The sequence below is a fragment of the Sphingopyxis sp. KK2 genome (assembly GCF_001990265.1).
In the GTDB taxonomy this organism is placed as follows: domain Bacteria; phylum Pseudomonadota; class Alphaproteobacteria; order Sphingomonadales; family Sphingomonadaceae; genus Sphingopyxis.
In genome coordinates this window covers 1-24,468 of record NZ_LYVN01000055.1, presented here as the reverse complement: position 1 = coordinate 24,468, position 24,468 = coordinate 1, and the positions used below count along the sequence as shown (strand labels likewise).

22 protein-coding genes and 1 tRNA gene are annotated in these 24,468 nt (G+C 59.8%); 9 read left to right on the top strand and 14 right to left on the bottom strand.

The features are described from left to right. Positions 1–855 (top strand): ABC transporter permease (locus B1A78_RS11060; protein ID WP_372236875.1); only part of this gene is annotated, 855 nt, incomplete at its 5' end. A gap of 12 nt (positions 856–867) precedes the next feature. Here B1A78_RS11060 and hspQ read toward each other — a convergent pair. Further along, entirely contained in the window at positions 868–1,251 is a 384-nt protein-coding gene (gene hspQ, locus B1A78_RS11055) for a heat shock protein HspQ (RefSeq protein ID WP_077147021.1), read from the bottom strand. 180 nt (positions 1,252–1,431) lie between these two features. Between hspQ and B1A78_RS11050 the strand changes: the two genes are divergently transcribed. The 4 genes from B1A78_RS11050 to B1A78_RS11035 all read left to right on the top strand — a co-directional run bounded on the left by B1A78_RS11050 (position 1,432) and on the right by B1A78_RS11035 (position 7,442). After that, positions 1,432–2,067 (top strand): Yip1 family protein, encoded by a 636-nt coding sequence (locus B1A78_RS11050; RefSeq protein ID WP_077147015.1) that lies wholly within the window; start codon positions 1,432–1,434, stop codon positions 2,065–2,067. Between the two features lie 541 nt (positions 2,068–2,608). Then, the gene (locus B1A78_RS11045) at positions 2,609–3,511 is read left to right on the top strand and encodes a 3'-5' exonuclease (protein WP_256837860.1); all 903 of its coding nucleotides are present in this window, start codon (positions 2,609–2,611) and stop codon (positions 3,509–3,511) included. A 131-nt stretch (positions 3,512–3,642) separates the two neighbouring features. After that, on the top strand, positions 3,643–5,544 hold the full coding sequence (locus B1A78_RS11040; protein ID WP_077147014.1) for an ATP-dependent endonuclease: 1,902 nt from the start codon (positions 3,643–3,645) through the stop codon (positions 5,542–5,544). After that, positions 5,541–7,442 (top strand): ATP-dependent helicase, encoded by a 1,902-nt coding sequence (locus B1A78_RS11035; protein ID WP_077147013.1) that lies wholly within the window; start codon positions 5,541–5,543, stop codon positions 7,440–7,442. The genes B1A78_RS11040 and B1A78_RS11035 overlap by 4 nt, the downstream gene beginning before the upstream one ends. 67 nt (positions 7,443–7,509) lie before the next feature. On the opposite strand, the gene B1A78_RS22290 is transcribed toward B1A78_RS11035, so the two are convergent. The 3 genes from B1A78_RS22290 to B1A78_RS11020 all read right to left on the bottom strand — a co-directional run bounded on the left by B1A78_RS22290 (position 7,510) and on the right by B1A78_RS11020 (position 13,172). Then, the gene (locus B1A78_RS22290; RefSeq protein WP_179102023.1) at positions 7,510–8,553 is read right to left on the bottom strand and encodes a phospholipase D family protein; all 1,044 of its coding nucleotides are present in this window, start codon (positions 8,551–8,553) and stop codon (positions 7,510–7,512) included. 49 nt (positions 8,554–8,602) lie between these two features. Further along, positions 8,603–12,763, bottom strand: a complete 4,161-nt coding sequence (locus B1A78_RS11025) for an Eco57I restriction-modification methylase domain-containing protein (RefSeq protein WP_218667965.1) — start codon at positions 12,761–12,763, stop codon at positions 8,603–8,605. A gap of 82 nt (positions 12,764–12,845) precedes the next feature. Then, the gene (locus B1A78_RS11020) at positions 12,846–13,172 is read right to left on the bottom strand and encodes a helix-turn-helix domain-containing protein (protein ID WP_256837855.1); all 327 of its coding nucleotides are present in this window, start codon (positions 13,170–13,172) and stop codon (positions 12,846–12,848) included. Between the two features lie 386 nt (positions 13,173–13,558). Between B1A78_RS11020 and B1A78_RS22965 the strand changes: the two genes are divergently transcribed. Continuing rightward, positions 13,559–13,897, top strand: a complete 339-nt coding sequence (locus tag B1A78_RS22965; RefSeq protein WP_083734075.1) for an excalibur calcium-binding domain-containing protein — start codon at positions 13,559–13,561, stop codon at positions 13,895–13,897. 221 nt (positions 13,898–14,118) lie between these two features. On the opposite strand, the gene B1A78_RS11010 is transcribed toward B1A78_RS22965, so the two are convergent. The 5 genes from B1A78_RS11010 to B1A78_RS10990 form a co-directional block, all read right to left on the bottom strand. Next, on the bottom strand, positions 14,119–14,556 hold the full coding sequence (locus tag B1A78_RS11010; protein ID WP_077147017.1) for a MucR family transcriptional regulator: 438 nt from the start codon (positions 14,554–14,556) through the stop codon (positions 14,119–14,121). An 85-nt stretch (positions 14,557–14,641) separates the two neighbouring features. After that, positions 14,642–15,586: a HEPN domain-containing protein gene (locus B1A78_RS11005; RefSeq protein ID WP_077147010.1), complete on the bottom strand. Its 945-nt coding sequence runs from the start codon at positions 15,584–15,586 to the stop codon at positions 14,642–14,644. A gap of 51 nt (positions 15,587–15,637) precedes the next feature. After that, on the bottom strand, positions 15,638–15,886 hold the full coding sequence (locus B1A78_RS11000; RefSeq protein WP_083734074.1) for a sigma factor-like helix-turn-helix DNA-binding protein: 249 nt from the start codon (positions 15,884–15,886) through the stop codon (positions 15,638–15,640). Next, complete coding sequence (locus tag B1A78_RS10995) at positions 15,883–17,037, bottom strand: integrase arm-type DNA-binding domain-containing protein (protein ID WP_077147008.1); 1,155 nt, start codon at positions 17,035–17,037, stop codon at positions 15,883–15,885. The genes B1A78_RS11000 and B1A78_RS10995 overlap by 4 nt, the downstream gene beginning before the upstream one ends. A 145-nt stretch (positions 17,038–17,182) precedes the next feature. After that, positions 17,183–17,272 (bottom strand) — tRNA-Ser (locus tag B1A78_RS10990). A 266-nt stretch (positions 17,273–17,538) separates the two neighbouring features. Between B1A78_RS10990 and B1A78_RS10985 the strand changes: the two genes are divergently transcribed. From B1A78_RS10985 to B1A78_RS10975, 3 genes are all read left to right on the top strand, one after another. Continuing rightward, entirely contained in the window at positions 17,539–17,757 is a 219-nt protein-coding gene (locus B1A78_RS10985; RefSeq protein ID WP_077147007.1) for a hypothetical protein, read from the top strand. 177 nt (positions 17,758–17,934) lie between these two features. Beyond that, positions 17,935–18,903 carry a right-handed parallel beta-helix repeat-containing protein gene (locus B1A78_RS10980; RefSeq protein ID WP_144037780.1) on the top strand — a complete coding sequence of 323 codons (969 nt, stop codon included), beginning with the start codon at positions 17,935–17,937 and terminating at the stop codon, positions 18,901–18,903. 63 nt (positions 18,904–18,966) lie between these two features. Next, positions 18,967–19,941, top strand: coding sequence for a right-handed parallel beta-helix repeat-containing protein (locus tag B1A78_RS10975; protein ID WP_077147005.1), 975 nt, complete (start codon positions 18,967–18,969; stop codon positions 19,939–19,941). A gap of 81 nt (positions 19,942–20,022) precedes the next feature. Here B1A78_RS10975 and virB11 read toward each other — a convergent pair whose 3' ends face one another. The 5 genes from virB11 to B1A78_RS10950 all read right to left on the bottom strand — a co-directional run. Then, the gene (virB11, locus tag B1A78_RS10970) at positions 20,023–21,024 is read right to left on the bottom strand and encodes a P-type DNA transfer ATPase VirB11 (RefSeq protein WP_077147004.1); all 1,002 of its coding nucleotides are present in this window, start codon (positions 21,022–21,024) and stop codon (positions 20,023–20,025) included. Position 21,025: 1 nt separating this feature from the next. Continuing rightward, positions 21,026–22,090 carry a TrbI/VirB10 family protein gene (locus B1A78_RS10965; protein WP_077147003.1) on the bottom strand — a complete coding sequence of 355 codons (1,065 nt, stop codon included), beginning with the start codon at positions 22,088–22,090 and terminating at the stop codon, positions 21,026–21,028. After that, a complete protein-coding gene (locus B1A78_RS10960; protein WP_077147002.1) occupies positions 22,087–22,785 on the bottom strand; it encodes a TrbG/VirB9 family P-type conjugative transfer protein in 699 nt (232 codons plus the stop codon). The genes B1A78_RS10965 and B1A78_RS10960 overlap by 4 nt, the downstream gene beginning before the upstream one ends. After that, positions 22,782–23,618 carry a virB8 family protein gene (locus B1A78_RS10955; protein WP_077147001.1) on the bottom strand — a complete coding sequence of 279 codons (837 nt, stop codon included), beginning with the start codon at positions 23,616–23,618 and terminating at the stop codon, positions 22,782–22,784. The genes B1A78_RS10960 and B1A78_RS10955 overlap by 4 nt, the downstream gene beginning before the upstream one ends. Then, on the bottom strand, positions 23,618–24,468 hold an 851-nt coding region (locus B1A78_RS10950), incomplete at its 5' end, for a type IV secretion system protein (protein ID WP_144037779.1). The genes B1A78_RS10950 and B1A78_RS10955, both read right to left, overlap by 1 nt.

Genomic DNA, 24,468 nt, shown 5'->3' with positions numbered 1-24,468 from the left:
GACTCGGGCACAGTGTCGGGTGAACTCGCCGCGCCCCCGCCGTTTGCGGAGCCGGGCGTGCCGCATATCCGGACGCTGAACGTGCCGGGCATGCAGGCCCTATATGTCAAAGAGGTGCGGCGCTTTTTCAAGGTGCAGCTGCAAACTATCTGGGCGCCGGCGATCACGACGCTTCTTTTCCTCGTTATTTTTACCGTCGCGCTCGGCGGTGCGGGGCGGACGGTCATCGGCGTGCCATTCGCCGACTTCGTCGCGCCGGGGCTGATCATGATGGCGATGCTGCAGAACAGCTTCGCCAACAGCTCCTTTTCGCTGCTCGTCGGCAAGATCCAGGGCACGATCGTCGACTATCTGATGCCGCCGCTTGCGGTGGGCGAACTGATCATCGCGCTGATCGGCGCCGCGGTGACGCGCGCGATCCTCGTCGGCTGCGCGCTGTGGCTCGCGATGCTGCTGTGGCCGGGTGTCCATATCATGCCCGATCATTTCTGGGCGGTCGTCGTGTTCGGCGTGCTCGGTGCGTCGATGCTCGGTTTCCTCGGGCTCATCACCTCGGTGTGGGCAGAGAAGTTCGACCATGCCGCCGCGGTGACCAATTTCGTCGTTACGCCGCTCGCGCTGCTGTCGGGCACCTTCTATGCGATCGACCGGCTCGCTCCGGCGTTCCAGGGCGTCGCGCATGCCAACCCGGTCTATTATGCGATCATGGGCTTCCGCTATGGCTTCATCGGCACCGTGGATTCAACGATCGCCAATCCTGTGACGACCGCGATCCTCGTGCTGCTCGGGGTGAATGTCGCGCTCGGCGTGCTGACCTATCGCCTGCTTGCGTCGGGCTGGAAGCTGAAGGCCTAAGCCCGCCTCGTCTTAGTGGCGATGGATGGCGCGCAAGCGATAGCCGCCTTGGTCGAGCCATTCGAACATCGCGTCGATCTGCGGATGGTCGACCGGGCCGCGCTCGCTGTCGGCAACCAGATTCTGCTGGCTGACATAGGCGATGTAGGACGAATCCTCATTCTCGGCGAGCAGGTGGTAGAAGGGCTGCTCCTTGGCGGGGCGCATGCCCTCGGGAATCGCCTCATACCATTCCTCGCTGTTCGCGAAGACGGGGTCGATATCGAAGACGACGCCGCGGAAATCGAACATGCGGTGGCGCACGATGTCGCCCGGCGCAAAGCGCGCGCGCTCGATCAGCGGCGCGGTGACGGCCTTGGACTCATTGGCTGAGAAATCGATCGGGGATTCGGACATCATCTTCCCAATCTATGGCTATTCCCTCTTGTTTCAAGCCCGTTACACTCGGCCTGCCGAATCCCGGCTGTGACCATGGTTACAGAGGAGCCGGCAAGTCGAGCTACTTTGCTCCCGGGGCGCGTAGCCGGACCCGTCGGGGTTTCGGGGCCGTCCATCGCAACGAGGGAAAGGCATGGCATGAACGAAACACCTTTTGGAGAACCCATTCCCCCCGGCGCGCCAGCCGCGGGCGTCGTCCAGCGCGCCAAGGACATCTTGCTCAAACCAAAAGAAACCTGGCCCGTGATCGCGGCCGAGCCCGCGACGACGCAGTCGATCTATGTTCCCTATGTGGTGATGCTCGCGGCGATCGGCCCGCTGGCGGGGTTCATCGGCGGGCAGGTCTTCGGGTTCAGCATTCCCGGCATGACCTATCGCCCGCCGCTCGTCGGGTCGCTGGTGTCGGCGGTGGTCAGCTATGGCCTGTCGTTGGCGAGCGTGTTCCTGCTCGCGCTCGTCATCGACGCGCTGGCGCCGAACTTTGGCGGGCAGAAGAACCCGGTGCAGGCGCTGAAGGTCGCGGCCTATATGGGGACCGCGAGTTGGGTCGGCGGCATTTTCGGCCTGATCCCGGCGCTGAGCGTGATCGGCCTGCTCTTTGCCCTTTACGGACTGTACCTGCTGTACCTGGGCCTGCCGGTGCTGATGAAGGCGCCCGAGGACAAGGCGCTCGGCTATACGGTTGTGGTGATCCTGGCGGCGATCGTGCTGTTCGTGATCGTCGGGGCGATCGCCGCGGCGCTGGCGACGCCGTCGATCGGCAGTATCAGCTAAATCGAGGCGCCTGCCGCCCCGGATGGTCCGGGGCGGCGCGCCACCCATCCTGATGGTCGATGATGGGGAAAATGGAGGAGAGTGAGGAATTTTTGAAAAAACCTAACCATTTGTAACGGTTTAGGTATCTCGCCCGCCAGAATATTTTACCACACATCTTACCTCACGCATGCCGATGCGTGTTTCAGACCGCCTGTTTCCTATGCCAGAATCGCGGATTCCTGTCGATGGTTTTTCTGTGCTGTTACCCGCGCACGTAGCATGTCTAATCCAGATCCAAGATTATATGCAGCCCTGCCCTGGCTCGTTCTTCGTATCGCCTATTGCTGCGTTGGTTGCGACTGACGCTTGCAAGTCGTCGAAAATGCAAATTGGAAATGCGGGAGGACGAGGACGATCATCCTTCGGTGGGTCAGCTTGAATCGCCGCTACGCTTCAATGTTGTTGCGGCTTTTATCGCGGGAGACGATACAAACCCAATGCCGTCGATCGCTGGCACTAGGTTTGAAGTTCCGTAGATACCAAACGAAAGAAGACAAATTTGATCTCCACCTCTTTGACGGACGATCTAGAAACGTACGCGCGCGCCCTCGAAGCGAGCGGGGAATTTCGCATCTTACGGCGCCTCTCAAAGCGCGAAGCTGTGCCAGTGCCTGAAGGCGTAGCAACTCGACGAGGGCTTTTCGTTGATGTTGAGACGACTGGGCTTGACCCTTCCCAAGACGAGATAATTGAACTCGCGATGGTGCCGTTTATCTATGGACTTGATGGCGAAATTTACGAAATTGAGGCACCATTTCACCGTCTACGCCAACCCTCGCGTCCCATTCCGACGGAGATTACCGCGCTCACCGGAATCGACGATGCAATGGTAGCAAATGCGGTCATCGATCCGCTCGAAGTCGCCAACTTCATAGAAGAGGCAGTGCTAGTAATCGCGCACAATGCCGCGTTCGACCGCCGATTTCTTGAGCGATTTTGTGAGAGCTTTACGAAGGTAGCGTGGGCTTGTTCCATGACCCAAGTGGATTGGAGCAGCGCAGGGCATGAAGGCCTGAAGTTGAGCTACCTCGCTAGCGGGGCTGGTTTCTTCTACGATAGGCATAGGGCCTCACACGACTGTCTAGCGGCGCTTGAACTTTTAGCCCGCCCGCTTGTCGAAAGCGGGCGGCCGGCTTTTGCAGAACTACTTGAGCGAGCGAGGGCTCCGACTTGGCGGATTTGGGCGGAAGACGCGCCATTTGACATGAAAGACGCCTTGAAATCCCGTGGCTATCGCTGGAATGGTGATCCAAACGGCAAGCCCCGCGCGTGGTACGTTGACGTAGCAGAAGCTCGGCGTGAAACAGAATTCGAATATCTGAAGAACGAAATCTACGGTCGCGATGTTACGCTGCCGATGTATAGGATCGATGCCTATAATCGCTTCTCTGATCGCGTTTAGATACGTTCGCTGAGCGTGACGTTTCAGTAAATATTTCCAACACTGGCGCGCACCAAGACGCCTGTTTACACCCATTATCAGTCGGGTCAGGCTTATAAGAAATAGGGCGCGCCGATCCCAGGGGGGGAATCATGCATATTAGTCGAATATTGATCGAAAACTTTCGGTGTATACGCACGTTGGATATCGGTCTTTCTCCGACATCGGTGATAATCGGGGAAAACAATGCAGGAAAAACCGCCGTACTTGATGCAGTGAAGATTGCTCTCAGTCGCAAATGGGGCCGTTCCGGACGGACGGGGTTCAACGAATACGACTTTCCTTTTGGCGTCACACCAGAAGGCGTCCGTCCTGAGATACGGATCCGCCTTTGGTTCACTGAAGCCCATCCGGGCGAATGGCCACAGCCGATGTTAGACGATCTCAATGATATCGTCCGCACTGACCCACATGACGGCACCAGTTCGATTTGCATGCAGGTAACTTGTTCGTTCGAGAGCGTTTCCAAATCAGTCGAGCCAGTCTGGCAGTTTCTAAATGCCGCGGATCAGCCCTTTTCTGGCGCCGGGGCGCGTAACCAAAACCTGTCGCGCTTTTTCGACTATGTTCCATGCTTTTCGATGGCTGCGATGCGCGATGCAGGTGTGGAATTCGGCGGAAAGTCGCGTTTTTGGGGCGCGTTGCTTAAAGGGCTTGATGTAGATCAGGAAAAAGCTGCAGATCTTGAGGAGAGATTTTCCCTGCTCAACAGCGAGCTGCTCGCGGCAGATCCTCAATTAGAAGCGATAAAGGATACCCTAAAGGGAATCAGCACGGTGATTGCCAACGGGGCTGCCGGGGACGTTGACGTCCGGGCAATCCCCGTCAATCTATGGGAGATACTGAGCCGTTGCGAGGTGGTAATACAGGGCCAGGCGAACGACCCTTGGCTGCCGATCGGTAAGCACGGTCACGGTGTGCAGAGTTTGGCGATCATCTTCCTATTTCGTGCGTTTGTGGAGAACGCGTTAGGCGGCGCCCTGCCCGAGGAGGCGCAGCCGATTCTTACCCTTGAGGAGCCGGAGGCGCACCTCCATCCTCAAGCCTGTCGATCTCTTTGGATTTCGGTGAATGCGCTGCCGGGACAAAAACTTGTCACCACTCATTCGCCGTTTTTCGTCCAAAACGTTCCCTTCAAAGACATAATAATCCTACGGCGCGACGCAGACGGTCCGGTCGCGTCCGCTCTTCCGCGTATTTGCAGCGCAAGTGTCCCGCACAACGCCGCGCTTGACACGGCAATTGCGAAAATTGGAGCTGCAATCAGCTGGAACCCAACGTCGGGTTGCATAATGTGCACGGAAACGATTTCGGAGGATCACTATCGGGAGTTGTTGCAATGCTATACCGACGCCGATCGCGCGCCGCACCACGCCGAGATCAAAGCGATGCGCGACCAGAGCCGGAGGTTCATCACAAGTGAAGAGATCACCAAGTTAGAAAGCTGGGCTAAACGCATTCGCGGAGAAATCTTCTTCGCAAACAAATGGCTACTTTGTGAAGGTCAAGCTGAATATGCAATTTTGGGCGCAGTTGCCGACAAGCTTGACTGCCCGCTCGATGCGCATGGCATTTCGGTTATAGATTACCAGAATAACGGAAGCCCCGGTGCCTTTGCCGCACTCGCGCGAGCGCTCGAATATCCGTGGGCAATGATCTGCGATGGCGACGACGGGGGAAAAGACCATATAGCCCAGCTTAAGTCTCATTTTTTCACCGATGTGGAAATCGCGGATCGGGTAACCCAACTGGCCGACGGCATCGATCTGGAAAAACTTATTGTCACCAGCGCGCTACGGCCGTGTATGTTGGCAGCGGCTAGGGAGTTGTTTCCTCAAATCGTTGATAGCGACGCCGAGTTGCTGAAGTTTGCATATTCCCGAAAGGAGGAGATAGCCGTGCGTATCGCCGCTCACATTCGACTGTCGGCGAATGCTGCGGATATCCCGGCGGAATTTCGGGCTCTCTTCACTAGAATTGGAGCTTGCGCGTGACGGAAATCCCTGACCAGAACCAGCTGCTTCATTCGCTGACTGATGTCCAACAGCAGGCTGCGCAATGGGACGAAGGCGCGATGATGCTGCTGGCGGGCCCCGGCTCTGGTAAGACGCGGGTATTGACTTCGCGTATTGCGCGGCTGTTCAATGCCGATCCGGCGGGCAAATGGCGCATTCTCGCACTAACCTTCACCACTCGCGCCGCAGATGAGATGCGACATCGGGTTGAACAGCTCGTCCCGGACAGCGTAGATCGAATGTTCGCTGGAACATTTCATTCCTTTGCGTGTGAAGTGCTCCGCCAAAGCGGTTCGCATATTGGAGTGCAGACCGACTTTAAAATCTACTCCAGTCCCGAAGACCGTCTTCTGCTTCTTTCGAAAGCGCTTGAGCGCGCCAATATCGATCTTGATGAGCCGCTTGAACGAGTTTTTCCAATCCTCGACGGGTTGCGCGATCGACTCGCCAGTCCAGATAACTGCTTGCGCTTCTTTTCGGATGAGGATCGAGGCATGCGGTTTGCCGCCGCTTACGAAGCTTATATGCAGCATCTTCAGGCAGAAAATGCGCTGGATTTTCCCGCTATAATTTACATGGCATATCGCCTCTTCACCGAGTTTCCCGCTATCGCGGGCCGGTATCGGCGAACCTATAGATTCACGAGCTTAGACGAATTTCAGGATACTAATCAGGCACAGTACGCGTTTGTGCGATCCTTCACGGGGGATGAGTACAAAAATCTCTTCATCGTCGCAGATGATGACCAAGTGATTTATCAATGGAACGGCGCCAGTCCGCAGCGTCTCCAGCAATTTGTTGCCGACTACGATCCGGCCGTGCTGCAGATGCCGACAAATTTTCGATGCCCGAGAGATGTTGTAATGATGGCAAACGGACTCGTCTCGCACAACCTGCTGCGAACGCCGGGAAAAAACCCGCTAGAGGCAGGCAAGATTGAGACGCCTGATGCAGAGACGGTGCGGATCCTGCAATTTGATTCGGAAGATACCGAAGCTGCTGGCATTGCGGCGGATCTGTCAGCGCGTCACCAGCATGACCCAGGCGAAGTCGCGATTATAGCCCGCACAAAAAAGCTGCTTACCAAGGTTCAAGGTGAGCTCGCCAGCCTTGGCATTGCCGCCCAAATTGCCCAGCGTCGCGATTCTTTTGCAAGCGTGCCCTATCAATGGCTCAACGGCAGTCTTCAGGTCGCTAACCGACGCGCCGACGCCCGGGAATTTGAGGCTTTTGTTGAATCAGGGAACGTATTGCTCGGCATGGCGCTCGATGCAGAAGAACTTATCGCTATCGCCCTGTCCGGCCACGGTGATTTTCTTCGGGCTTGGGTGAGTGAGGCTCACCCCGTAGATGCACCTGCTATCAAGGCGGTCGAAATTCTAAGGGTGGAACTTGTTGAACGAAACGACTTCCGTAAGTTTGTTCGCAATCTAACGGATTTATTCGCGCAAGCGGAGTGGGCTCTTGAAGAAACTCAGCCTTCCTTCGAGGAGGACCAGCGCGCATGGAAAGAATTATTCTCGGATATTTCGGGTCAAGTTGGACGCCAAGCCCCTCTCGATACTTTCCTGCAGGAATTGGAATTGCGTTCTAAAGAGCCGCCGATCAAAGACGGCGTCGTGCCCTTACTGACGATCCACGGTTCAAAGGGCAACGAGTTCACCCATGTGTATTTAATCGGTCTGGCTGAGGACGTGCTCCCTTCATTTCAAAGCAAGAAGGCGGGTGATCGATCGCCTCAGATGGAGGAAGAGCGACGCAATTGCTTTGTCGCAATTACCCGATGCATGAGCACGCTGACATTGTCGTATGCCGCCCGGTACAACGGTTGGCCTAAGGCGCCGTCGCGTTTCCTCCAAGAAATGGGCATGGCCTAAACTTCTGTATTTAACACGCAATCGACGGGGCAGGGAACGGAAGATGGGGTCCACTTTCTTCGCCGTATTATTCGAAGCCCCATTTGCGTGATCCGGCCCGACTTTGCTCAGTACATTTGTTTGCAAGGGTCTTCGCGTAGCGAGTAGGGCGCTCAGACCTGACTTGGTAAACTCCATCATCGATCCTCTTAAATATCAGGATCGCCGGTCGGGGAATATCCAAAATTGGACGAAGCCGAACGCGATGGGTGTTGTTCTCAAAATGGGTTAGATTGGCTTCAATTGTTTCGTTTGGGAAGCGAAACTCCGCCTTTTTGGTCTCGTTGGTTCCGACCCCAAAATAGGCAGCCAATGTAGCAACTGGGAGCTGCACCTGATAACCTGCGCTGGTACCGTTTCCGCCGGTTTCATTCTCGAAAATCTGCAAGTATAGTAAATCTGGCTTTTCTGTAAGAGAATCAAGCTTGGAAAGAATCTTTGCCTTTTTATTTGCACTATTTAAAGTAATTACTTTGCTAAATAACGGCTTTGGTGAAGTTTTTGGCCCTCCCTTGAGGGCAGGTTTCTGAGATTTGCGAGGGATACTTTCGCGGGTATCTTTTTCTGAACCCTTTCCCTCTCCTTGCATCACCTCTCTAATGCGCTTCGACGTAACGGGTTCGGCAAGTTTCTTGATTTTTCCCCAAGAAATATCAAGTTGCTTTTCAAGCGCGCTACCGTGCGCCGCTCGAACTCGTACTGCGATTTCCGTGTTTCGTACAAGCCCGCCACCAGTGAAATTACCGGAACCGATTATCGCTATCGTATGATCATGATATGAAAACAGAAACATCTTTGGATGAAAGATGGAATTACAATACTTATCCTCGACAAAGAGAGATAAGACTTTCCCAGGAAAAATCTCATCTAAATACATGCCATAGTGCAAGCTATCAGGAGTAGTTATACCGTTTCCCGCCCCATAGATGAACTCAAATGAGCCTCCGCGGGAAATCATGTTCTCTATTTCCGTTGAAATTAGGCCGATGCCGTCCCAACGCGCGTAAGCTGCTGCAACGCGAAAGCGTTGCAGGCCCTGATTAGCGAAACCAGCTCTCAATGCGGTCAACATCGAGGCCGTTTCGTTGTGGGTCTGAAGCAATATTTGCACGGGCATGCAGCTAACCGACTACTACACGTGCATCTGGATCACCACCAACCAGCGCATTTATCCATGCAAGGCACAAGTCTTCGCTTTTGTATCGACCTCCCCATCGTTCGCGTTCCTGCTGCTCTACAATTGGAAAAGTCGAGTAAATATAAGCGATATTTTGGCGACTCTCTGCCGTATTTTCCGGGTCGAACACACCGTATAGGATGAAATAGATCGCATCTAGTTTCGAACGCAGGTTCAGGCGGCGCGCGTCATCCCAAGGAAAGGGGCGCAGGACTTCGCCATTTGCCTGTGTGTGGCCCATGTCGCGGGCGAAGGGAGCCATATCATTCGCAGTGTAGGTTAGCTCCAATACCGCCTCGCGGACCACCTCGGCGGCTGTCTTGGCACCAAACTTTCGAGCGTAAGCCGAAGGTGGGATGACGGGTAGCTGTTCAACGATGAACCAGTTCAGCGTCTGACCTTGTACTTTTTGGCGAACGGCAAAGTCGAATGGCGCAGCGTTCATATTTGCCAACAGGAGGGCTAGGTCAACACCGTCTTGGGTAGGTACTAAGATCGGAACCTTGTTTCCAAACCCCACTGGTGGAAATGCTGCTGCAATGAAGGTTCGGGCGTTTGTTGGAGCGGTGATTTCCTTGAACCCAAGGACCCACGGCAGGCCAGCCGTGACCATGCATTTTGTTTTTGAAACCCAATACTGAGGAGCCGCCAGCCAAGAAGGATCGGCATGCTGTTCGTCCGTTGCGGGCAAGGGCTGGGCTGGTCGATTAAAATTCGCGGGGTTGAGCACGACGCTGGCGGCGCGATGATCGAACGCCTGCACCATCTTACCTTCGTAAAGGGGAACCCATTCCTCCGTTGCGGATTGCCAGCAATTGCCGCCGGTGGGCCATGCACCCTCGCTTCCTTCCAGTTCGGCACGGGTGCGGAACAGGTGGCTATCGTTGGTCATGTGAAACATAGTAGCGTATTTAATCGGCCATGCTGCCACCGGTTGAGGACCGGACTTATCGACCAGCACCTGCGCACGAGCATAGATCGCGGCTGTGAGCGCCATATCGCGCGCGGTGCGAAAGATCGGCGCAGTCCCCGTATTCGGATTTACCCGCGCGAAGTCCTCTGCGGTTATCGGGAAGGCCTGTTCCGGATTTTCGATCTCAGTGATGGATTGCAGAAAGAAGCCGCAATGCGCCGCTGGGAAGGTTCGATTTGGACTTCCGATCATGGCGCAGAATTTGAACCGGCTGTCGACGTCGGGAAAGAACGGCCCCAAGCCATAGCGCGTTCGGCGGTTTTCGAAATCGTACAGCGCCTTGAGGTGCCCTCCGGTAGCTACCTTGCGGAAGAAGGCGCTTGCCGACAAGTCCGATGCGATGCCGCTGGGGGTCAGCAGACCCACCATCCCATCCTGCTTAACCAGCGCGTGGGCGCGTTCGACAAAAAGACTATAGAGGTTTATGTCGCCCCTGCTCAGAAGAGGATAGTGGCCCTCATCTCGGGCGATGCGAGCCGTGTCGGCCGCGCGTGCATCCGCGTGCGCGAACTGGTTCCATAGCGGATCGTCGTCTTTCTTGAGGGCAGCGATCATCCGGCTGCGATCGGATGCGCGCGAGGCTAGCGCAATTTCCGGTCTGCGCGCGGCAAACCACTCAACCTGCTGCAGCTTGATCCGATCCCATGGCGGATTACCAACCACAGCATCAAAGCCGCCGGAGCGTTCTACGTTGCTCCAGTTCTCCCACACGCCGGGAAAGGCAATTTGCCAATTTAGAAACCGTTCTTCCGTAATCAGCGCGCGGGCCGATGCCAGAACGCGTTCAGCGGCCTCTAGCAGATCGTGCGCATCGAAAGGCTGCTTCTTCATTCGGTCAGTCACGCCCGAGCGCGCCGCTGCCGATTTCTTTGCCGCTGGTTCCTGCCGCCCCAGCATGATTTCAACCGGGTTACCAAACTGACCGTCCAGCAGGGCACGAACCGCCGCTTTGTCTACTGGCTGTTTGATGTTCAACCAGTCCAGCGCGTGGAGGAACGAGACAAAGCTGTCCAGCGGTGCGATCTGCGATTGTACCCCATACCAGGTAGCTGCCGACTGGTGCGCTTCGGCGATCTCCGCGTCGGTCAGCCGCTCGATGATCCCCATTGCCGCTGCGGATGCTTCTGCCTCACGCACAGGCCCGATGTGCAGAAGTTCACCTCCTTGAGCACCCGCCTTGTCGATTGCATCTCGCACCCAAAGGCCAAACAGGCTGTCTCCGGCGCGCAAGTGATGGTCGATAAACGATAACGGCGCACCAACCGTGAAGGTGTGTAGCCACAGAGCTACCTTCGCCAGTTCGACCGCCATGGGGTTCTTGTCAACGCCGTAAACGCAGCGCTTCAGCACCATGCGACGAACGATATGTCGGTCATCGAGCTGGGCTTGGTCGATAGTCCAACCTGCCGCCTTCGCATTGCGCAGGATGGTCGTGCGGATGTCCTCGATTTTGCGGGCCAGTGGCGAGATAAATTCGAGGTGTGGCGCCATTTCCGCTGCCAGTGCCTGCGCTTCGGCCATAGCATCAAGCACATGGTCGGCTAGTGTATCGACCAAGCTCACAAGGAAGTGCCCTGATCCCATCGCCGGGTCACATACCCGGAGTTGCAAGATTGCTTGCGCCGGGTCAGCGTCGTTCAAATCGCCGATATGGTAATCGTGCGCGTCGGAAGGTTTCAGCTTAGCTAGCGCGGTGCGGAAGGCGCTAAGCCGTTCTGCAATCAGCGGTTCTAGCGTCTTGTCGAGGATCAGGCCGACCAGCTCGTCCGGTGTGTAGTAGCTGCCGCTGTTCTTGCGGGCGAAGAGGTTGGGTCGCACCGCGAGCGCGCCGTTATCGTCGTGGACAATCTCGAATTCCAGCAGCCGTTCGTATATTGAACCGAGCTGCTGCACTGAGAGGTCACGGTAATTGATGTAGCGCCGTTCGCCAGATGAACGCTCGTAGGACAGGGCATCGAGCGTCGGGGCCATCACGCTGTCGGGGATGCGGATGGAATCTAGCAATGGAACGCCGCTGCTAGCAAACAGGCCACCGTTATATGGTGGGATGCCGACGGAGGTATCTCCCTTGTCGATGATTCGAGACAGGTCGGCCACGTGCGCCCAGATCTTGCCAGCAGAGCCTGAGAACACATCGCCCTCGGTAACGCGCTTCCCAACTTCTAAACGCTGATGGCGCAGCGCGTAATCGTCGTAGCGCTTCTCACCTACCGGCAACAGGTCGCGATCTTCGGCGTAGAGCAAGAAAAGCAGTCGGTAGAGCAGGACAAGCGAGGCTTGCCGAACATCTTCCAGCGAAGCCTGCGGTGCGGCTTGAGCAATCGCGCCTGCAAGATCAGGAAAGACCTGTTCAAAGACCAGCTTGGACAAGCTGGCGGCAACCCTCTCTTCGTAAAATTCGGCCGCCGCCCGAGCGCGCTCGTGGAATGTGCGGCTGTCCTTGCCCGTTTTAACGAAGGCGTCGCGACCGAACATTGACGCGAAAACTCGGAGCCAATGATCGCGAGTTGTCTCGTCGGTTAGGAGGTTATCGCCACCATCTAGCGCAAGGATGCGACGCAGATCGATTTCAAGGAACTCTTCTGAGACAGAGCGCGCACCTGCCCAGTAGAGCCGCCACCGGCTGCCGTTTGTCAGGATGCCCCAGCGGAGCTGACCGCTCGTTAGGTCGTCAATTCGTCGCAAGTACCGAAGCATCTGGGTGGAGGGCGCGGTCGCCTCATCTCGACCAGAGGCACGGTCAAGCGGTCGCCCCCAGCGCTTGCTTTCAATCACTGCCAAGCCGTGGCCGTATCGCTTCCACTGCTCGTCCTGCGCGTTAGCAGCTGCCTTGGCTTCCGCATTCATAAACAGCAGGCCATCGGGCACGTCGTCCCGACCGCTGATAGTCAGGTTCTGCTGCCGCAAGGATTCGGTCCAGCCGAGCGCACTGAGCACCGGCCAGATGAAATCATCCTCTGTTTGGCTCTCGTTGGTTTTACTGTTCTGAGGGAAGATTGCTGCGATCGTCTCAAGCGAATGTCTTAGGCCAGCGATGTCGACTGTCAGATATGCTGGATCGTCCTTGATGGCTTCAGCCAGATAATCAGTCGTGAACAGAGAACCGGAAATGACAAGCGCGGAATCAGACAAGAAGGAACCCCTTTGGGGTCACCTTAGTCCGACCGCGTTCTGGCGGGAAGAGCTTGGAGGCGTCTTTTGTAGAAAGTGCGGGCTACTCGCATTGCAGAGATTTTTGCCGACGACGCTCGATCAATTTCCGCAAGCTTTCCGTCAAAACGAGCGTGGCAGAACCTAGCTTCACGACCTCGATCTCTCGCCTAGAGATGAGCAGATAGAGAGTGCTGCGACTGATCCCGGTGAACTGACAGGCATCCGGAATTCGCATGCTGATCGGCTCGATAGCTAGCGGCGATGACGGGTGTAGAAATCCCGCCGGGGGTAAAATCTGCGGCATCGGTTTAACGTTCCAAATAGTGATGGTGGCATTGAGCACGTAATGACCCAAGCACGTCCCATTATCCCCGAGTTGCAGCTCCATTTCTATCCGACGTTTGCACCCAGTCGTAGCCAATTCTACGATTTCTATGAGTCGAAGATGATGGACGCGAGAGTGTCGCTGAGGACTCAGCGGGAACGCTGTGTCGCGTCATCGTCCCACCCAAGTTTTATGCCTGTCGATAACGACTTGGAATAATTGCCTGAAATTCTCATAGTCTGGCAGATTGTTGTTGTGCCATACGCGCAAAGCCGCAGAAAACCGACCATCGCGTGCGCGAAGCTGGCACCGCTTTTATCTTGCCATAAGCCCGCCTTCCGATTTCAAGCGCCCCAACCGTCCCAACCGGACGTATTACCAAAGACGCGGCGGATCGTGCACCGAAGCTCCCACACCCAACATTTACCAAAGCGGTGTAATCGAATTCGATGCCCCGTCGCCCGACCTATCGCCGGACCTACGTCAGCGTGCCTCGTCGCTCGATAAACCTTCTGGTAGGCGCGGGTCTCGTCGGCGCCATCGCCGGGGTCGGTTCCGTGGCAACAACCTCGGAGGGCCGCGACACCATCGTAGCGATTGCGACGGATATCGGTATTGCAACTGGTATGGCGCGCGAGCGCTCGGCGAAAGAGGGCGATTATTGGTTGCGCTGCGATGACGCGCGCGCAGTAGGAGCCGCACCGATCTATCGCGGCGAACCCGGATATCGTGAAGGGCTGGACGCGGACAACGATGGAATAGCTTGCGAACCTTATCGGGGGAAGTGACTCGCCATCGCATATCTGAGATGGCGGCTGTGGAGGCGAGGTCGCAGGGCCGCGATGCTACGCATCGGACCCGTAATTTGGATACACACCTCACGCACGGGTGAATGCAGCTTTTCCGCCACTTTTTGAGAGTGCGATCTGACCACACTCTGACAGCGCAAGTCAAAAGGCACGGTTTTTGGCCGCTTTTCGAGAGTGCGCTGCGCACCCTCAGGGTGGGCTTATTTGGCTTTGGAACGTCCGCGTGCGGCGGGCTTTCGTCCGCCGCCGCGCCCCTTCGTCCCGAGCCCGATTTCTTTCGCGAGCACACGCCGACGATCCGAATAATTCGGCGCGACCATCGGATAGTCCTTCGGCAAGTTCCACTTGGCGCGATACTCGTCCGGGGTCATTTCGAAATTGGTCATCAGGTAGCGCCGCATCATCGTCAGCTTCTTGCCGTCCTCAAGACAGACGATGTAATCCGGCTTAACTGACGCGCGGATCGAAACTGCCGGTTCCTGTTTGACTTCGGGGACAACGGCGTTTCCAAGTCCTGCGAGCGCGTCGTGAACTGACCGGATGATCAGCGGAATGTCCGATATTGCGACGCTGTTGTTGCTTACATGCGCGACGACGATGTCGGCGGTCAGAGTGACCAAGGTCTCAGAATCTTCCATCGTCATTTCCTTCGGCATCTAAGCTATTTAAACTGCGCCCCTAGCAGGGGAGTGCGCTCTGAACAAACGGCAAGAACGGCGCGGATCAGGCCGAAGTGCGAGGCAGGCGCAGACCGGCCGTCGCTTCGAGTTCGGCAAGGCGTTCCGAACAGATCGCGTGAACCGCTCGACCAAGCTCCTCGACGCATCGACCAAGCCACCGGAGTTCCACCTCGGTGATCCGGTAGTGCTTCGAATAGCGCGCCTTCACATAGGCTTCTTTCAGCTTCTCGAACCGTGCCCGATCTTCGCGAAGTTCGCGCGGCCAGGCATCAACGAGACGCATATCGATCCGCTCGGCCTGCGTCCGCAGGAAAGCAAGGTTGTGGACGTGGGGGGTGTAAAAGGTGCAGACCAGAAGCACGCAATGGTAGAGACGTTCGGTTGCCTGATGCAGCATAAATGCCGACTCTTTGTACCAGCCCCGCTTTAGGTCGTCGTCGAAGTTAACGTGCGCGCGCATGGCACTGGGATACCACTCATCAAAGTACTCCCGCGCCATTGCCAGTGCCTGTTCGGGCGTCTTCGGCTTAGGCGTATGCAGCGCCTTCTCGTCATATTCATGGAGCGCGATGCCATCCTTGGCGACGTCCATGAAGAAATAGCGGCCATGCGCCAGCCCGTCATTCACTTCCTGCAAGGTGTGCACGATGAAATTGACCGGCGTGTGCAGCGTCTTGTCGATCGCCAGCTCACGAATAAGCCGGTCGTCCAGCTTGAGCCAGAAATCGACCTTCTCGGTCAGTCGCTTGTCATTGACGATGATGAGCAAATCGAAGTCTGACCGATAACCCTTGGCGGTGTGCGGCTCGTCCACCCAGCCGCCGCGCGCATAGCTGCCGTACAGGATGATCTTGTCGATCCGCCCCTTCTTCTTCCAGTTCATAGTGCCAAGAGCGAGTGCGTCTTCAAATTCTTCGAAGATGATCTGCTTCACGCGGTCGAGTTCGCGCTGCTTGTTCGCTGGAAGATGATCGAGGTCGGTTTTCATGCTGGCGGCACCCTGTAGAGACGAGGACGGATTGGCAAGATCGAAGCGCGATCAGCGGCGCCAGAATTGCCACCAAGACCGGTTCTTTTGTTCGGGCTCGTTATCCAGCACCCCAAGGCTGCGCCACATATGGCATTCGACTTCGATCAGGCTAATGTCGTGTCGCTCAGCAAGCTCGCGATATGTCAGATCGTGCACGACATGACCCAAGAATATCGCCCGCTGAATGGGCGTCATGCGGTCTACGGCATGTTCATAGCGACGCAACCTGCGCCGATCCTCTGCGGACAAGGAGCTCATGCGCTTGGCTCCTTCTCACAGTAGGCTGCCCATTCGTTCATCATCATGCGCCGCTTTTCGAGAAGATTGCCGCGCCGATACGCCGCCTCGGTCTTGTTCGCGACGATGTGGGCGAGGGCGGCTTCGGCGACGTCGCTCGGATGATTGGTTTCCTCGCTGACCCAATCTCGGAACGACGACCGGAACCCGTGCGCGGTGAACGGCTCGCCCATTTCCTTGAGCAATTTGCTCATTGTCATATCGGACATGGGTTGCTTGCCACGGACACCGGGAAAGATGATCGGGCACCCCGGCAAGCGAAGTTCCGCGCATCGCTCGACGATGCGGACCGCGCGGGTGCATAGAGGCACCACATGCTCGCGGTTTGCCTTCATACGGCCCTTAGGAATGGTCCACAGGCGATCCGCAAGGTCGATCTCATCCCAAGTCGCTCCGCGCACCTCGCCCGACCGGGAGGCGGTCAGGATCGCAAATTCGAGGGCAAGGCGGCTGAATGACTCCCGCTCGCGTAGTTTAGGGATGAATGCAGGGACCTTCGCGTAGGGCATGGCGGCGAAATGGCCGTCCTGCTTCGGCTGGCGGGGCAGACCCTTGGTGATTGCTTGCATGGGTGCTTCGCTGTCGCGATAGCCCGACGAGTAGGCCCAATTGAGGACGGCGCCGACGCGCTGGCGAACACGGCGGGCGGTTTCAGGCTTCGACAGCCAAATCTCTGAGAGCAGATTGCGGATCATCGGGCCGGTAATCTCGTTGACCCGTACATTGCCGATATGTGGAAAAGCGTAGTCGCGAAGGCTTTGCTGCCACTGCGCTTCGTGCTTTTCGTTCTTCCAAGTTTTCCGATGAGCCGCCAAAACCTTGGCGGTGGCTTCGCGAAAGGTCGGGATGCCTTGCGCCTTCCGGCGCTCGAATAGTGGGTCCAGCCCCATCTCCACTTGGCTACGAATTTCCCGCGCTCGCTCGCGGGCATCGCCCAAGCTGACCTTTGCGGCGCTGCCTATGCCGAAGTCTCGGCGGTTGCCCGCTTTCTGGACCCGGCACACCCAACTCTTGCTGCCTCCCGGCTGCACAACGAGATAGAGGCCGTCGCCGTCGGAGAATCGACCGGGACGGGAAGCCGATTTAACGGCGCTGACCGATAGCCTTTTCATGCTGATTTTTTCCCACGTTTCTTACCACAAAATCAAATGTGTGGGTCTGGACAGCATGGGATACATGAGGACACGAAACACCCCGGAGAGCCTAGGTTTTCCTAGGCTCTCGTCGGATGGTCGTGGATGTGTGGAAATAAGAAAATGGAGGAGAGTGAGGGATTCGAACCCTCGGTACCGTTGCCGGCACTTCGCATTTCGAGTGCGACGCTTTCGACCACTCAGCCAACTCTCCTCGCTGAGGCAGACGCCCCTAGCGGCGCCTTTTCGATATGGCAAGCCCCGTGCGACAGGTAAAATCGCCTTGGGCGATAAGCGACGTCGAAGGGCCGCGGGCCGAGCGCGGAGCAGAGCTGGGACCAAGTGGTTAAGTTCTTGCTAGGCATAAGCAATCCTGTCATGCCCACGGCGGGGAGGCGCTTTGGTCCAAGCGCGGCGGGGCCGCGGCTGACCATCGACGACGCCTAGGGGGAGTCTGATGGCCAGATATTTTCTTGCCGCATGCGCCGGACTGATGGGGATAGCGTTCGCGGCGCCGGCTTCGGCGCGATCGAAGCGCGCGGCAGCAGCGCGCGGGTGATGGTGAGCGGCAGCCTTATCGCCCACAACCAACTCGGCATTTCATCGCAGGGCGGCGCGGCGGTGGTGAGCTTTGGCGATAATATCCTTGCCGGCAATATCCAGAACGGGAGCTTCACGGGCAACGCCACAGGGAAATAGGGAATCCCGCGAGGCCCGGCGTTCGGGCTTCGGGGCAAGGCGGTGTCCTCCTTTCGGGAAGATTGCATCCGCCGGTTCGTTTGATTTGTTCCAGTCCGGGACAGGTCGTGTTACATCGCATCATCCCAAGAGCGGCTGCGGGCGCTATTGGTGGGGAATATTGGGGAGAAATCGAAGATGAGCAGAATGATGACCCGTGGCCTGCTGGCTGCTTCGGTGGCGATGGCGGCCCTGCCGCTCGCGACACCAGCGTCGGCGCAGGCGACCCGCACCTGGATTTCGGGCGTTGGCGACGATGCCAATCCGTGCAGCCGCACCGCGCCGTGCAAGACCTTTCAGGGCGCCATTTCGAAGACCGCGACCGGCGGCGAGATCAACTGCCTCGATCCGGGCGGTTTCGGCGCGGTGACGATCACGAAATCGATCTCGCTCTATTGCGAGGACACGATCAACGGCGTGCTCGCCGCGGGGACCAGCGGGATCACCATCAACGGCGTCGGCATCAACGTGCTGCTCAGCGGCTTCGATCTTGAAGGTTTCGGCAGCGGGATCAACGGCGTCCGCTTCGTCAACGGCGCGAGCCTGCATATCCGCAATTCGAACATCCGCGATTTCCGCGGCGGTGGTTTCGGTGTCAGCTTCACCCCGAGTGACGCGGCGGGCGCGACGCTGGTGCTCGACGATGTCACGATCATCGAAAATGGCGCGACGTCGGGCGTGACCGGCGGTGTGCTGGTGCAGCCCGGTACGAATGTGCCCGTGAGCGTGCTGGTCAACAACAGCCGCATTTCGGACAACAACCGCGGCGGCGTCCGCCTCGATGCGTCGAATGCCGGATCGAGCGTCAAGGCGGTGATTTCGGGCACCCAAATCACCGACAACCAGATTGGCGTCTATGCCCGGTCGGCGACCGGCGGCGGCTCGGTCAACGTCGCGCTGTCGAATACGGTCGTCAGTGGCAACACCAGCACCGGCGTGCTTGCCGAGGACGCATTGGTGACGATCAACGCGACGGGCAACACCATCACGCACAACGGCAACGGCATTCGCTCGCTGACCGGCGGGAAGCTTGTGACCTTTGGCGACAACACGCTGGTAAACAACAACAACAACGGCAGCTTCACCGCGACCGGCACCAAGCAGTGATGCGAGCGGCGCCGGTTCGGTCCGGCGCCCGCATCGCTGGCACATCGGATTAGGGGAAATATGATGAAAAGAGCTACTTCCACCAGCCTCGCTCTCGCGGCGCTGTTCGCGGGCGCGGTTGGCTTTGCCGCGCCGGCCTCGGCGCAGGCGACGCGCACCTGGGTCTCCGGCGTTGGCGACGACGTCAACCCGTGCAGCCGCACCGCGCCTTGCAAGACCTTTGCCGGGGCGATCTCGAAGACCGCTGCCGGTGGGGAGATCAACTGCCTCGACCCGGCATCGTTCGGCGTGGTAACGATCACCAAGTCGATTTCGCTGATCTGCGAGGGCGGGGTGGCCGGTATTCTGGCCTCGGGGAGCAACGCCATCAACGTCAATGGCACGGGAATCACCGTGCTGCTCAGCGGTTTCGATTTCAACGGGATCGGGAACGGCCTGAGCGGCGTCAACTTCCTGAACGGCAGCAGCCTGCATATCCGGAACTCGACGATCCGCGGCTTCAGCGGTTCGACTTCGCCGTTCGGGATCAAATTTGCGCCGTCCGATGTGGCGGGCGCGACGCTCGTCGTCGACAATGTCACACTCGAGAATAATGGCACGACGTCGGGCGTAACCGGTGGCGTCCTCGTCCAGCCGGGCACGGGCGTCCCTGTAACGGTGCTGATCACCAACAGCCGCGTTACCGACAATAACCGCGGCGGTGTCCGCCTCGACGCGTCGAGCAGCGGATCGAGCATCAAGGCGGTGATTTCGGACAGCCAGATCACCGACAACCAGATCGGGCTCTATGCCCGCTCGAGCGCCGGCGGCGGGACCGCGAATGTCACGCTGGTCAATTCGGTGATCAGCGGAAATAGCAGCAGCGGTGTGCTTGCCGAAGACGCGCTGGCGACCGTCACCGTCAGCAACAGCCTGATCACGCAGAACGGCAATGGCGTGCGGGTGATTACCGGCGGCGCGCTGGTCAGCCAGGGCGGCAATGTCGTGGTGTCGAACACCAACAACGGCAGCTTCACGTCGACGATCGCGAAGCAGTAATTGGTGAAGGGGGTCGGCCCATGCGCCGGCCCCTTTTTCCCGGCCCCGATCGGATACGCCGGATGATGCGTTGGAGCGGCCTCAGGCCTCGCGCAATTTCACTTCGCTGATATGGCGCTTGCCGCCGCTGCGGCCGAGCTGGACGAAAACGTCGACGGTCGAGCGTACATAATGATGGACGTCGGCGCGGTCGAGGCGGCTGCCCGACTGCAGCACGAGCAGGGTGAGCTGCTCGATCGCGCGTTCGGGGCTGTCGGCATGGATCGTCGTCATCGACCCCGGATGGCCGCTGTTGACCGCACGCAGGAAGGAGAAGGCCTCGGGCCCGCGCAATTCGCCGAGAATGATGCGATCGGGGCGCAGGCGCAGCGAGGCGCTGAGCAGATCCTCTGCCGTCGTATGCGTCTCGCCGAGCGCGCTGCGCGCCGCGAGCAGCCCGACGGCGTTCGGGTGGTGGATGGTGATCTCGGGCGTATCCTCGATCAGGATCAGTCGCTCGCTTGGCGACACTTCGCGCAGCAATGCATTGAGGAAGGTCGTCTTGCCCGACGAGGTGCCACCCGAAATCAGCACATTCTTGCGGTTTTGCACCGCCGTCCGCAGCAGCGCGGGAATATCGCCGGCGTCGAGCAGGTCGTGCAGCTTGCGGTCGAGGTCGCTCGCATCGCCGATCCGGCCCGAACGGGTGGCGGCAAAGGCGCCGCGGTCGGCATAATCGTCGAGCCGGAGGTCGGGCGAGACATGCTTGCGGATCGCGAGCACCATCGTGCCGCGGGTTGCGGGCGGCGCGACGATCTGGACGCGCGCACCGTCGGGCATCGTCGCCGAGAGCAAAGGATGTTCGCGGTTGATACCCTGGTGCGACAGCGCCGCGATCTGCCGCGCGAGGCGTTCGAGCAGCTGTTCGGTGAGCGCGGGAATCTCGTGGGTCTCGATCTTGCCCGTCAGCGATTCGGCCCAGGCCTCGCCGGGGCGGTTGACATAGATGTCGGTGACGTCGTCGCGGTCGAGCAGAGGCGCGAGCGGCGCCAGATAGCTGCGAAAATAGACGCGATCGTCGGGGATGGCCGCGACTTGGCCCATCTCAGCGCCGCTCCACGCCCGAGAAATCGAGATCGCGCGCGACGAAGACCGAGATGCTGGTGCCCTGCGCGACCTTCAGCGTCGGGGCGATATTGGTCGGCTGCGGCCGCTGCGCACCGGTGCCGCCGGGCAGGATGACGACCGGCGAATTGGTGGCGCTCGCGGCGGCGTTGACGCCGATGTCGAGCACCGATTGCAGGATCGCCTCGCCGAAGCGCGAGAAGAAATGACTGTTTACCTTCGCCTTGATCCCGCCGCGGCCGAGCGGATCGCCCGAGGGCGAGTTCAGCGAAATCGTCGCCCCATCGGGCCGGATCAGCCGGGTCCAGGTGATGAAGGCACGCTTCTGGCCCTGCGTCGCTTCGGAGCGATATTCGCCGATCAGGCGGCTGCCACGCGGGATCAGCACGCGGCTGCCGTCGAAGCTGCGCACGTCGCGCGACACGACGGCGCGCGAGAAGCCGGGACGCGACGAGTCGAGCGGGGTTTCGAGCACCGCTGGGATCAGCGAGCCCTGCACGACGGTGGTCGAGCGGTTGGCGAGCACCCCGGCGCGGACGCGGCCCGCTTCGCCGGGCGTGGCGGCGGCGCGGGGCGTCCCGCTGCCGTCGTCCTGCGAATTGGCTGAGGAGCCGCCGGTTCCGGCACCGTCATAAACGAGCACCGGGCCGCCGCCGACCGCGCGCGGCGGCGGGCTGGGCGGGTCATAGGCCTGCGGCGGACCAACATTAGGTGCGGGCATATAGACGATCTGCGGCGGCGGGGGCGGCAGGTTGCGCGCCGGTGCCTCGGGTGTGGCTTCGAGCGGCGCAGGCAGCAGCTGCGGCGGCTGCGGATAGTCGTCGGGGATCGCGAGCGGCGGCGGTGAGGCGATCATCGCGGTCTGCGCACCGGCGACCGCGGGCGCCTCGGCATTCTGGCGCCGCGCCTCGAGCGCGACGAACAGGACGATCGCGGCGAGCGCGGCGACGCCGATCAGCAGCGGCGTCGGCAGACCCTGACGCGGGCGGCGGACCAGCGGGGCGCCCGACGGCGCGGCTTCGGGGGCGGTGGTCGTGTCGGTCATTTCGCGCGGGCCGTGCTGCGGCGGACGGCGCGCGCCAGCTTGCCGTCGAGCCGGAAGACGAGGCTGGGCACGACCTCGTCGATCGTCAGGATGCCGTCGCGCATCATCGCGTCGACAAGCACTTCCTGCCCCAGTTTGTCGACGACATATACCGCCGGGAGCAGCGCGTCGTCGTTCCATTGCATATAGGTGCGCAGCCCGTCCTCGCTGATCGCCGCGGGGAACAGCTCGCGCGTGCCGGTGAGCTTGTAGAGCCCCTGGTCGACGCGCTGCTCGTCGGGCGGGGTCGAAACCGGGGTCGGTTCGGGGTAGGCGAAACGGACGATCTGCGCTGCGCCCGCGCCGCCGTAATTCGCCGGGGCGAGTTCGAACAAATAGGTGCGGGTGCCGGTCACCACGGTCATGTTGGTGGTGACGCCATATTGCAGCGGCTTGATGAAAATCCGGTCGCCGCGGCGGCTGGGCGAGACCTGCCAAGTGCTGCTGTCGCCGACCGCGATATTCTCGATCGTCTCGTCGGGCGAGATTTCGACGGTGAGCTGATAACCCGTGGCGACGGTCAGGCGCACGATTTTGCCCTCAGCATAGGTCACCGACTGGATCGACGGGTCGATGCCGACCGGCTGCGGCTCGATCTGCGCCAGCGCGGGCAGCGCGGCAAGCGCGGTGAGGAAAAGGGCGGCGGGCCGTATCACAGCGTGACCTGCGTCCCGTCGGGCAGGACCTTGACGACATCGCCGCGACGCGAACCGGCGGGCGGCTGCGGCAGCGCCTCATCGCCGACCGCGATCGGCGCGCCGGCGGCACTTTTGGCGACAGGCGCTGTTGCCACTGCGGCTTCGGCGGCGGGGATCATTTCGGCGTCGCGGCGATAGCTGGTGACCTGGAAACCGAGCGGGTTGAACACGCGGTCCTCCTGCTTCATCGGCTCGCCCGAATAGCGATATTTGATCGTCGACACCCAGCTTCGTACCGGTTGCCAGTCGCCGGCGGCGTCGCGGCGGCGCGTGTCGAAGCGGATCAGCGCGACATTGGCGCTGATCGGCGAGACGCTCTTGACCAGCGTTTCGACCGTCGTGCCGCGCGGATAGGCAACCAGCGGGCTGGACGCATTATTCGACTGCATGATCGTCAGATAGTCGCTGCGCGCCTTGTCGGCCGACCAGAGCGCGACCTTGCGATAATCGTTCTGCACCGTGTCGGCGGCATAATTTTCGCGCGCGATGACATATTGGACGAGGAAGCTCTGGGTCAGCGCGGTGTCGCCGCTGACGCGCTGCGGCTCGAGCGGGTTGAGCGCCTGGACGAAGCCGGTGTGGCGATCGACGAGCAACGTATAGGGCTCGACGGTCTTGAGCGGGGTGAGGAAGACGAGCGCCAGGGCCTCGAACAGCGCGATGGCGGCGGCGACGCTTGCGACGATCCACGCGGTGCGGCGCGACTTCGCGAGTTCGTCATGACGGTCGGCACCCCAGCTTTCGGCGGCCTGCAGATAATCTTCGCGGTTCTGTTTCATATCCTGTTTCATCAGCGTGTGTCCCGCCGGCTGGCGCTTGTCGAGCGGCGGCCGGTGGTGCGGCGGCGCGCGGGCGCTTCGCCGCCGGTGTCGATCGGCGCGCGCTGGCTATTGCGCGAAGCGGTGGTGGCGGAGACGGCGCCGGCGACCGCGCGGGCGCGGTCGTTGCCGCCGCCCGTATTGGCGCTGGCGGTGGCTTCGCGGCGCTGCATCGCCTCGACCGCGTCGACGACGACGGCAGCGCGCGAGCGCGGATCGGCGCGTTCGGCGGGCTGTGCGAGCGGGCGCTGGGCGGCGCTGCCGGTTCCGCCGCTGAGCGAGGCGGGCAGATATTGCTGCGTCCAGTGCCAGCTGGGCAGGCGCAGCCCGGCGGCGACATAGAAGGAGACGAGCAGGATCGCGAGCGTGACGAAGGCGAAGACGATGCCGAGCGCGAGCAATTCGGTCGCCGATCCCTGGATCGAATAGCCCGAGGCGCGCAGGTTGATCAACGTCACGACGCGCGGCTGGACGATCGCGGTTTCGACCGCGAGGACGAGCGAGCTCGCGGTGGTGCCGAGCGTCAGTCCGATCAATCCGCGCAGCCAGCCGCCGAACAGCCCGCGCGTCGCGTCGAAGAGCAGGAAGGCGATGAACAAGGGCCCGAGCGCGAGCAACACGCCCGCACCGAGGCGGGTGAGCGCGACGCTGCCGATCGCGCCGGTGAGGAAGCTCATCCGCGCGGCGCCGAGCGCCTTGGTCTCATAGGTGGTGTCGGGCTCGATCCCCTGGTCGTCGCTGACCCCGGCGCGATTGGGTTCGCTGCCGACCCCCCAGGCGTTGAGCGTACGCAGCGCGCGGTCGGTTTCGGACAGGCGGTTGG